General features: G+C 43.8%; 9 protein-coding genes and 1 tRNA gene. 9 read left to right on the top strand and 1 reads right to left on the bottom strand.

The window, feature by feature from the left end:
• Both B2248_RS06205 and B2248_RS06210 read left to right on the top strand, forming a co-directional pair.
• On the top strand, positions 1-720 hold a 720-nt coding region (locus B2248_RS06205), incomplete at its 5' end, for a sigma 54-interacting transcriptional regulator (RefSeq protein ID WP_286722434.1).
• Positions 721-773: 53 nt separating this feature from the next.
• Positions 774-850: transfer RNA gene (locus B2248_RS06210), tRNA-Met, on the top strand.
• A 55-nt stretch (positions 851-905) separates the two neighbouring features.
• Here the strand turns inward: B2248_RS06210 and B2248_RS06215 are convergent.
• Entirely contained in the window at positions 906-1292 is a 387-nt protein-coding gene (locus B2248_RS06215; RefSeq protein WP_273182295.1) for a hypothetical protein, read from the bottom strand.
• Between the two features lie 366 nt (positions 1293-1658).
• On the opposite strand from B2248_RS06215, the gene rimP reads away from it, so the two are divergent.
• From rimP to pnp, 7 genes are all read left to right on the top strand, one after another.
• Complete coding sequence (gene rimP / locus B2248_RS06220) at positions 1659-2105, top strand: ribosome maturation factor RimP (protein ID WP_007145771.1); 447 nt, start codon at positions 1659-1661, stop codon at positions 2103-2105.
• Between the two features lie 75 nt (positions 2106-2180).
• On the top strand, positions 2181-3689 hold the full coding sequence (nusA, locus tag B2248_RS06225) for a transcription termination factor NusA (protein WP_007145770.1): 1509 nt from the start codon (positions 2181-2183) through the stop codon (positions 3687-3689).
• Between the two features lie 3 nt (positions 3690-3692).
• Positions 3693-6500: a translation initiation factor IF-2 gene (gene infB, locus B2248_RS06230; RefSeq protein WP_273182292.1), complete on the top strand. Its 2808-nt coding sequence runs from the start codon at positions 3693-3695 to the stop codon at positions 6498-6500.
• Positions 6500-6880 carry a 30S ribosome-binding factor RbfA gene (gene rbfA, locus B2248_RS06235; RefSeq protein ID WP_273182289.1) on the top strand — a complete coding sequence of 127 codons (381 nt, stop codon included), beginning with the start codon at positions 6500-6502 and terminating at the stop codon, positions 6878-6880. Before infB ends, rbfA begins: the two co-directional genes overlap by 1 nt.
• A gap of 11 nt (positions 6881-6891) precedes the next feature.
• A complete protein-coding gene (truB, locus tag B2248_RS06240) occupies positions 6892-7818 on the top strand; it encodes a tRNA pseudouridine(55) synthase TruB (RefSeq protein WP_273182286.1) in 927 nt (308 codons plus the stop codon).
• Between the two features lie 132 nt (positions 7819-7950).
• A complete protein-coding gene (rpsO, locus tag B2248_RS06245) occupies positions 7951-8220 on the top strand; it encodes a 30S ribosomal protein S15 (protein ID WP_007145766.1) in 270 nt (89 codons plus the stop codon).
• Between the two features lie 188 nt (positions 8221-8408).
• Positions 8409-10508, top strand: a complete 2100-nt coding sequence (gene pnp / locus B2248_RS06250; protein WP_007145765.1) for a polyribonucleotide nucleotidyltransferase — start codon at positions 8409-8411, stop codon at positions 10506-10508.
• Positions 10509-10553 lie beyond the last annotated feature (45 nt).

A 10553-nucleotide genomic window follows, 5' to 3' on the forward strand; every position in this document is an offset into this window, starting at 1 on the left:
CGCTTTGAACAGGCTAATGGCGGTACGCTGTTTTTAGATGAAATTGGTGACATGCCCATTGAGTTACAAACGCGCCTGTTACGTGTGTTATCGGATGGTGAATTTTTCCGAGTGGGTGGGCATAGTGCCGTCAAAGTCGATGTACGTATCATTGCGGCAACACACCAGAATTTAGAAAAATTGGTTGAACGTGGCGATTTTCGTGAGGACTTATTTCATCGCCTCAATGTGATTCGTATTCATATTCCTTCACTTCGTGAAAGACGAGAAGATATTCCTGCCCTGGTTGCGTATTTTTTAAATAAAGCAGCAAAAGAATTAAATATGTCGACCAAGTCTGTAGCCTCGGATGTCGAAATGTATTTATCCCAATTACCCTGGCCTGGTAATGTACGCCAATTAGAAAATACTTGCCGCTGGTTAACGGTGATGTCGCCCGGGCAAGTTGTTCAGATGGACGACCTGCCAGTAGAGCTTTCTACAGAAACCATAGATGCTCATAGTGGCAGACAAGGTGGAGACTGGCAGCAATTATTCAGACAATGGGCTGCTAATAAAGCCTTGACCGGGCAGGAAGGGGCTTTAGCTGATGTCGTTCCTTTGATAGAGCAACTTTTGATGGAAGTGGCTCTGGAAAAGACGGCTGGAAAACGCCAGGAAGCAGCCAAATTATTAGGTTGGGGTAGAAATACCTTAACGCGTAAATTAAAAGAAAATTAGAATAAGACTTGCGTGCCTATGAAGTGGTATGTATAATGCATTGCTTAATCAGGTGCGGGGTGGAGCAGCCTGGTAGCTCGTCGGGCTCATAACCCGAAGGTCGTTGGTTCAAATCCAGCCCCCGCTACCAAACTGAATATAGAAGCTCAAAACAATTTATTGTTTTGAGCTTTTTTATTGGGTCATTAATACAACGTCCCATAGCGTTGCAGAGCATCTTCTTTGCTGATGAATTCAGCACTAATCAATTCCCAATGTTGTTCGCTATCCATAACGATGTTGCAGCCGAGTGCCTGGCTGTGGCCATTTTCCAAAGCAAACATTGACCGACCAGCTTGTCGGACAGTGGAGAAGTAGCGGTCTAAACTCAGGTCAATCGTTTTTTCGGGGTGGGTGTTTTCAACATAAATTCGCAGTCCTCCTCGTTGTGTACAATCACTACTGGTATCTTTGTCTTCAAGCGTTTTAAAGACAATAAAATCAGCAGCAGCGTTGTCATCGGCTAGAGCGACTTGGCCGGCGATATTGATAGATGAGAAAAATAAAATGAAAATTGATGCTAATGATTTCATAAAGCGTTTTCCTGCTGTTTTTTTCATTTGGAAGTTGACTCACTCGGTTATGGATAGTTTTGTGATTGAAAATAAAAGGTATATTTCATATTGATTGAATCCTTTTTTTCATGATCTAAAAATGACAAGATATTGAGCTAAAAGTGAGAGAAAGCAGTTTAAGTTGCTGTGCTGGGTAGGTATCTGTTAATATTCTGTGCTTTCTGGAGAGTTATCAGTACTGGGGACATGTGTATTCCGGCGCAGATACTTATGGCAGAGCGGTGAACATCAGCCGCATGACAATATTTTGAATTCCGGGCCCCTGTATGGGGTTTTTGTTTTTCTGGAGAATTGATTTAGGCTGAGAGGCTTAATACATACTTTATGGCCATTACTGATCAGATTGAACAACTTGTTGAGTCGTCGATAGAGACGCTCGGATACGAATTGGTAGGCGTTGAATATATTCAAGGCGGCCCTGATCCGATCTTGCGTATCTACATCGATGCTGAACAGGGTATTGGTATAGAGGACTGTGAAAGGGTTAGCCATCAGGTGAGCGGTATCCTTGATGTTGAAGAACCTATCCGTAGCGCCTATTTGCTGGAAATATCCTCACCAGGATTTGATCGACCTTTATTTAAGGCTCGGGACTTTGAAAGATTTAAAGGTGCTGAAGCGAAAATATCCATGAAATTACCGGTCAATGGCCGACGCAATTTTAAAGGTATTTTAGAAGGCTTTAGTGATGGTGACATCTTAATAGAAGTGGATGGTGAGGTGTATGCCTTACCTTTGGCAAAGTTAGCAAAAGCAAGACTTGTTGCCTAAAAAAAGCGTATTATTAGCGGTTAATAATTGAATACTGAGCTGGATTGGTCTGCTACGTAATCCACTGGGGGCGTGATGAATAACAAAGAAATTTTATTGGTTGTCGATGCCATGTCTAATGAAAAAGGCGTGGGTAAGGAAGTCATTTTTCAGGCAATTGAAGCGGCGTTAGCAATGGCTACGCGTAAACGCTATGACATGGCATTGGATGCACATGTGCAAATTGATCGTGTCACAGGTAATTACGAAACTTTCCGTCAATGGCTGATTGTAGAAGATGAAGACTACCAATCACCAGAGACAGAAATTACCATAGAAGATGCTCAAGAGAAAAAAGCAGATGCAGTTGTTGGCGATTACATCCGTGAGCCGATGGAGTCTGTAGAGTTTGGTCGTATTGCGGCGCAAACTGCAAAACAAGTTATTGTTCAAAAAGTACGTGAAGCTGAGCGTGCACAAGTGGTCGATCAGTATCGTGAAAAAGTCGGTCAGATGATCCACGGTACAGTTAAGCGTGTAGAACGCGGTAATGTCACCTTGGATCTAGGTGGCAATGCTGAAGCATTCTTACCTCGTGAAGAAATGATTCCACGTGAAAGTTTCCGGACCGGTGACCGAATTCGTGGTTATTTAAAAGAAATCAGACCAGAAGGTCGTGGCCCTCAACTTATTGTAAGTCGTGTTGCACCTGAGTTGTTAATTGAACTTTTCCGTTTGGAAGTCCCTGAAATCAGCGATGGCATGATTGAAATCAAAGGTGCTGCTCGTGATGCCGGTTTGAGAGCTAAAATAGCTGTATTAGCGAAAGAGTCTCGAATTGACCCGGTTGGTGCCTGTGTTGGTATGCGTGGCTCACGTGTACAGGCTGTGACCAATGAGTTGGCTGGCGAACGTGTTGATATTATTCTCTGGGACCAAGATGTTGCTCGTTTTGCGATTAATGCAATGGCTCCTGCAGAAGTGTTATCTATCGTTGTAGATGAAGATGCACATAGCATGGATATTGCAGTTGAAGATGCACAATTATCACAAGCAATTGGCCGTGGTGGTCAAAATGTACGTTTAGCTAGTCAGTTAACCGGTTGGGAACTCAATGTGATGTCAGCATCTGATGCTGATAAAAAAGCAGAATCAGAAATCGGTGCTCTGATCAAAACATTTATGGCGGATTTGGATGTCGATGAAGATGTCGCGTTAATCCTGGCTCAGGAAGGTTTCTCTTCGCTTGAAGAAGTGGCTTATGTGCCTGAACATGAAATGCTAGATATTGAAGAGTTTGATGCAGATATCGTCGCTGAACTGCGTTCAAGAGCTAGAGATGTTCTATTAACCCGAGCGATTGCTAGTGAAGAACAACTTGAATCGGCCGAACCCACACAAGAGTTGATTGATATGGAAGGTATGACACGAGATCTCGCGTTAACCTTAGGAAGTAAAGGTATCACTGATCTTGATGATTTAGCTGAGCTTGCTGTTGATGAGCTAGTTGAAATAGGTGATATGGATGAAAAGCAAGCTGCTGCACTTATCATGAAAGCCAGAGAATCGTGGTTTGCTGACGAACAAACAGATGCAGGGGAGTAACCAATGAGTGACATGAGGGTTAAGGACCTAGCTGGCACAGTCGGAATTACAGCTGAACGCTTGGTCGAACAGCTGAACGAAGCAGGGATTAACGTCTCAAAGCCTGATGATTTCATCACCGAAGATCAAAAACAGACGTTATTACAATTCTTGCAACAGCGTCATGGTAAATCTGGCGATGGTGAAACTACCACACCGAAGAAAATTACACTGAAACGTAAGTCTGTCAGTGAAATTAAATTAGGTGGTGCTGCTCGTGGCGGTAAAAGTGTCAGTGTAGAAGTTCGCAAAAAGCGAACCTACGTAAAACGTGATGAAGTTGAAGATACAGCCAATAACGCTGAACAAACACCTCAATTGAGTGTGGCTGAACAACAAGCTGCAGAGGTAGCGAGGCTTGAGGCTCTTCGCTTAGAAGAAGCTAAGCGTCGTCAGCAAGAAGACGAAGCGCGGCGTTTACGAGAGTCAGAGGAAGAAGCCGCTGCAGTGGCTGCTGCTATTGAAGCAGAAAATAGAGCTTCAGAAGAAGCGAAACTAGCAGCAGAAGAAGAGAGAAAAGCCCTGGAAGAAGAAGCTAAATCTAAGAAAGCTGAAAAAGCAATTGAAGAAAAAGTGAATCCTAAACCAAAGCAAACAACAGAAAAAACGTTATCGGCCTCACAGCTCGCTCATAAAAAGCTTGAAGAAGCCGATGCGAAACGCCGTGCTGCTAACCTAGCTCGAATAGAAGCTGAAAAGGCACTTGAAGCCAAGAAAAAAGCGCGCGAAGAAGAAGAGGCTTTAGAAAAAGAAAAAGAAAAAGCTCGAGCCGCAGCCGCTGAAGCTCAAGCCAAAGAGCAGAAAGCCGGTGTGCGTAAAACTAAAGATGCCGAAGCGAAACATAATCGTGATAAGTCTGGCCGTAAAGGTGGTCGTAACGATGATGATTTCGAGCGTAAAGAGCTCCATGTGACCGAAGGTAAAGGTGGTCGTCGTAAGAAGAAAAAAGGCGGCGGTGCATCTAAAGTTTCTGTCAGTAAAGATCAGGAACATGGTTTTTCTAAACCAACGGCGCCTGTTGTTCGTGAAGTGAATGTACCTGAAACGATTAGTGTTTCTGACTTGGCTCTACGAATGTCAGTTAAAGCCGCTGAAGTGATTAAAACCCTTATGGGGCTTGGTACGATGGCGACGATTAATCAGGTCCTGGATCAGGATACGGCGATTATCGTTGTTGAAGAAATGGGCCATATTGCGAAACCGATTCTGGAAAATGAAGTTGAACAAGCGCTTCAAGTTTCCGATGAGAATCAGGGCGAAGCTGTTCCAAGAGCACCGGTTGTTACCGTTATGGGTCATGTTGACCATGGTAAAACGTCATTGCTGGACTATATCCGTCGCACTAAAGTAACTTCTGGCGAAGCGGGTGGTATTACACAACATATCGGTGCTTATAAAGTCGAAACCAGCCGTGGACAAATTGCTTTCCTTGACACACCTGGCCATGCTGCTTTCACTGAAATGCGTTCTCGCGGTGCTAAAGTGACGGATATCGTTATCTTGGTTGTTGCCGCTGATGATGGTGTTATGCCGCAAACAATTGAAGCTATTCAGCATGCGAAAGCGGCTGAATCAATGATCATTGTTGCTGTGAATAAGATCGATAAGCAAGACGCTAATCCAGAACGTGTTAAACAGGAGCTGGCTAATCATGAAGTCATTCCTGAAGACTGGGGTGGTGATGTGCAATTTATTCCTGTCTCTGCATTGACAGGCCAGGGAATTGAAGACCTACTGGAAGCAATTTCTATTCAGGCTGAAGTGATGGAACTGAAAGCACCTGAAGAAGGTCCTGCACACGGTACGGTTATTGAGGCTCGTCTGGATAAAGGTCGTGGTACGGTCGTAACTGTTCTGGTACAGCAAGGTACGCTAAATAAAGGCGATATCGTTGTCGTAGGTCAGGAGTATGGTCGTGTCCGGGCTATGTTTAATGAAACAGGTGAACAGCTGAATCATGCTGGTCCATCAACACCAGTAGAGTTGCTTGGTTTATCCGGTACTCCAGCAGCAGGTGATGAGCTTCAGGCTGCACCAGATGATCGTACCGCACGCGAAATTGCTAACTTCCGTCAAACCAAAGCCAGAGAGCAAAAAATGGCTCAACAGCAAGCGGCTAAATTGGACGAAATGTTCAATAAGATGGAAGAAGGTGACGTTAAAACCCTCAATGTGGTTATTAAAGGTGACGTGCACGGTTCTGTTGAAGCGGTTAGTCAGGGACTACAAAAACTGTCTACTGATATGGTTAAAGTCAGAGTGGTTGGCTCAGGTGTTGGTGGTATTAATGAAACCGATGCTCAACTTGCGGCCGCATCTGATGCGATTCTGATTGGCTTTAACGTTCGTGCCGATAATGCAGCGCGAAAAGTGATTGCTGAAAAAGGTCTGGACGTTCAGTACTTCAGCATTATTTACGACTTGCTTGATGTCGTGACTAAAGCGATGACTGGCATGCTTGAACCTGTATATAGAGATGAGATCATTGGTCTGGCTCGAGTTGATGATGTATTCAGATCGCCTAAGTTTGGTGATATTGCCGGTTGTTTGGTTGTTGAAGGTACGGTTAAACGTAATAACCCAATTCGTGTACTACGTGACAATGTCGTTGTTTACGAAGGTGAACTCGAATCATTACGTCGTTTCAAGGATGATGTTAACGAAGTGAATGCGGGTACCGAATGTGGTATTGGTGTGAAAAACTACAAAGACGTTAAACCTGGCGACCAGATTGAAGTCTATGAACGTGTATTGATGAAACCGACTCTGTAATGGCAAGAGAATTTAGTCGTACAAATCGCTTTAGCGAAGTCATAATGAGAGAACTCGCGTTGATGCTTCAACGCGAGATTTCTGATCCACGTGTAGGTATGGTCACCGTCTCACATGTCGATGTCACTTCAGATCTGAAATATGCCAAAGTCTATGTAACGCGTTTTAATGGTTTCGAAGACGAGCAAGATATTAAAGAATGTCTGGCAGGATTAAATAGTGCATCTGGTTATCTGCGCAGAGGTCTGGCGGGCCGCGTTAAACTCAGGAATATGCCTGAACTTCAGTTCTTCTACGATAAAACCTTAGAACATGGTTTTCATATGGACGATCTCATTGCCAAAGCAAATGCTGATATTCGTCGGGAAGACGAAGACTAATTTATTCAGCAATGGCAAGACGACATAAAAAAGGCCGGGATATCACCGGTATTGTGATCATTGATAAACCTACTGGTCACAGTTCAAACCATATTCTTCAACGCGTTAAACGACTGTTTGATGCAAAAAAAGCAGGTCATACAGGGAGTCTTGACCCGCTAGCAACAGGTGTTTTGCCGGTCTGCCTGGGCGACGCTACCAAATTATCCAGTTATTTATTAGATGCTGATAAACAGTATCTGGTGACTTGCCAATTAGGCATTGTCACTGACAGTGGTGATTCGGATGGCAATGTCATCAATGAAATGCCTGTGCCAGAATTTAACGAAGCCACATTAAGCCAGGTCACCCAGCAATTTCTAGGCGAAATCGAACAGGTTCCGCCCATGTTTTCTGCTCTAAAACATCAGGGCCAGCCGTTATATAAGTTGGCAAGACAAGGTATTGATGTTGAGCGAAAAGCGCGCCGCATTTATATTTATGCTATCGATATAATCGATTGCCAGTCTGACAGCTTCACCTTATCCGTACGCTGTAGCAAAGGTACTTATATTCGTACCTTAGTTGAAGATATTAGCCATGCTTTAGGAACCGGTGGGCATGTCATCATGTTAAGAAGAACAGCGGTAGCAGGCTATGATTTATCAGAAGCGATAACCGTTGAAACCTTGCAGGAAATGGCCGACAAAGATGGTTTTGTAACATTAGATGCCAGCTTGCAGCAGGCTGAAGATGCTTTACCTGACTGGCCTGCAATTGTGCTTGATGAAGAGGGCACAAAAAGTATCGGTTTTGGGCAATCGGTCACTGTGCAAACACCCTTTAAAAGCGCAAATGTCAGATTATTTAATATGAATAATCAATTTCTCGGCCTAGGTGAGATGTCAGCAGAGGGAGTAGTAGCACCGAAGCGATTATTCGCGAATGCGGTGTCTTAACTTACGCCTTGTTTCGTATTAAGAAAGTCGGTAGAATTCCTACCTCAAAAAGGTTGGCTGTTCTGGTGTGAAGTCGCTGGGGCAGTTCAGAATTTAACTAGTAGCGAAAGCTATATAAAGTTGGAGTATTTAATGTCTATTTCTGCACAACAAAAGAAAGAACTTATCACTAAATTTGCTCGTTCAGAAGGTGATACTGGTTCTGCTGAAGTACAAGTTGCTTTATTAACAGCACGTATTACAAACTTGTCAGAACATTTTAAAACAAACATTCACGATCATCATTCACGTCAAGGTCTGTTAAAAATGGTTAGCAGCCGTCGTAAAATGTTGGACTATCTGAAAAAGACAGATATCGAACGTTACCGTGCACTGATTGCTGAATTAGGTTTACGTCGCTAAGTTGATTTTGGTGACTCAGAATATGCAGCCAATGTGGCCGGTCAATTCGGCGACCTCAAGGCAGGATATATAAAATATGCCCCTGAAGCTATAACGGTTTCAGGGGCATATTCATTTTTAGATTTATGAATTCATATCAGTTGTGGAACGGGTCCATAACTGACAACAGAGAAGAGAAGGAAAAAAGAGTGAACTCAGTAAAAAAGACAGTTCAATACGGCCAGCACACATTAAGTTTAGAAACGGGGAAAATTGCACGCCAAGCGGGTGGTGCAGTTATCGCAAGTCTTGGTGAAACAGCAGTTTTAGTCACCGTTGTCGGTAAAAAAGAGGTTAAACCAGGCCAGGACTTTTTTCCATTAACAGTTAATTATCAAGAACGTGCTTATTCAGCTGGTAAAATCCCTGGTGGCTTTTTCAAACGTGAAGGACGTCCAACAGAAAAAGAAACACTGACTTCACGTCTGATTGACCGTCCTCTTCGCCCATTATTCCCAAATGGCTTTATCAATGAAGTTCAGGTTGTAGCCACAGTGATTGGTCTGGATCCAGAAATTGATCCTGATATTCCTGCAATGATTGGTGCATCTGCTGCCTTAGCTATTTCTGGTATCCCATTTAATGGTCCATTAGGTGCTGCGCGCGTAGGTTATATTGATGGCGCTTATGTTTTAAATCCAAATAAATCACAACTTGATAACAGCGCGTTGGATTTGGTTGTTGCGGGTACTGAGTCAGCCGTATTAATGGTTGAATCTGAAGCCTCTGAACTGCCTGAAGAAGTGATGCTGGGTTCAGTTATGTTCGGTCATCAGCAAATGCAAACAGCGATGGACTTGATTAAAGCATTGCAAGCTGAAGCGGGCAAACCTGCATGGGACTGGACGGCACCAGAGAAAGACGAAACCTTGTACAACATGGTTAAAGAACAAGCCTATGCTGGTATTCAAGCGGCATACGCGATTAGCGACAAACTGGCTCGTCTGGATGAACTGAGCAAAGTTAGAAACGCGGCTGTTGAAGCACTGGTCTCTGATGAGTCTGAATATGATGAAGAAGAGGTGAAAGGTGTTTTCTCCAAGCTTGAAAAAGAATTAGTTCGCGGCAGAATTATTGCTGGTGAACCACGTATTGATGGCCGTGATACTGCCAGCGTTCGTCCTATCTTTGTCGAAACAGGCCTGGTTCCACGTGTTCATGGTTCTGCATTATTCACTCGTGGTGAAACGCAGGCTATTGTCATCGCGACATTAGGTGCAGAGCGTGATGCTCAAACGATTGATGCGGTTGAAGGTGAATACCGTGATCGTTTTATGTTGCATTACAACTTCCCTCCTTACTGTGTAGGTGAAACCGGTATGGTGGGTTCGCCAAAACGTCGTGAAATTGGTCACGGTAAATTGGCGAAACGTGGCGTGCAAGCAGTTATGCCAACTGCAGCTGAGTTCCCCTATGTGGTTCGTGTGGTCTCTGAAATCACTGAATCAAACGGTTCAAGCTCAATGGCCTCTGTTTGTGGTACTAGCTTGGCATTGATGGATGCTGGTGTACCTATCAAAGCGCCTGTTGCTGGTATCGCGATGGGGTTAATCAAAGAAGAAAATGGTTACGCTGTTCTGACAGATATCTTGGGTGATGAAGATCACTTGGGCGATATGGACTTTAAAGTGGCTGGTACTGAAAAAGGTGTTACAGCGCTGCAAATGGATATCAAGATCGAAGGTATCAATGAAGAAATCATGCGCACTGCATTAGCACAGGCACGTGATGGTCGTATGCATATCCTGACAAAAATGAATGCGGTCATTTCTTCACATCGTACTGAAATGTCTGAGTTTGCACCTCGCATCATCACCATTAAAATCAATGCAGATAAAATTCGCGATGTTATTGGTAAAGGTGGTGCTACTATCCGTGCAATTACCGAAGAAACAGGCGCTACAATCGATATCCAGGATGACGGTACCGTGATGATCTTCTCTTCTGATTACAATGCCGGACAACAGGCATTACGCCGAGTAGAAGATATTACAGCTGAAGTTGAAGTTGGCAAGATCTATGAAGGTCGCGTCGCTAAATTAATGGACTTTGGTGCGTTTGTCACCATTCTGCCTGGTAAAGATGGTCTGGTACATATTTCTCAAATTTCTGAAGAACGTGTTGAAAATGTGTCGGATAAACTCTCTGAAGGCGATTTAATCCAGGTGAAAGTTCTGGAAGTTGATCGCCAAGGCCGTATTCGTTTAAGTATGAAAGCGGTTAATGAAGAAACAAAAGAAGAAGAATAAATTTTTCTTTAATGTGTTCTGAAAAAGCCCCGCAATGCGGGGCTT

The sequence above is a fragment of the Methylophaga sp. UBA2012 genome (genome assembly GCF_002335235.1).
GTDB lineage: Bacteria > Pseudomonadota > Gammaproteobacteria > Nitrosococcales > Methylophagaceae > Methylophaga > Methylophaga thalassica.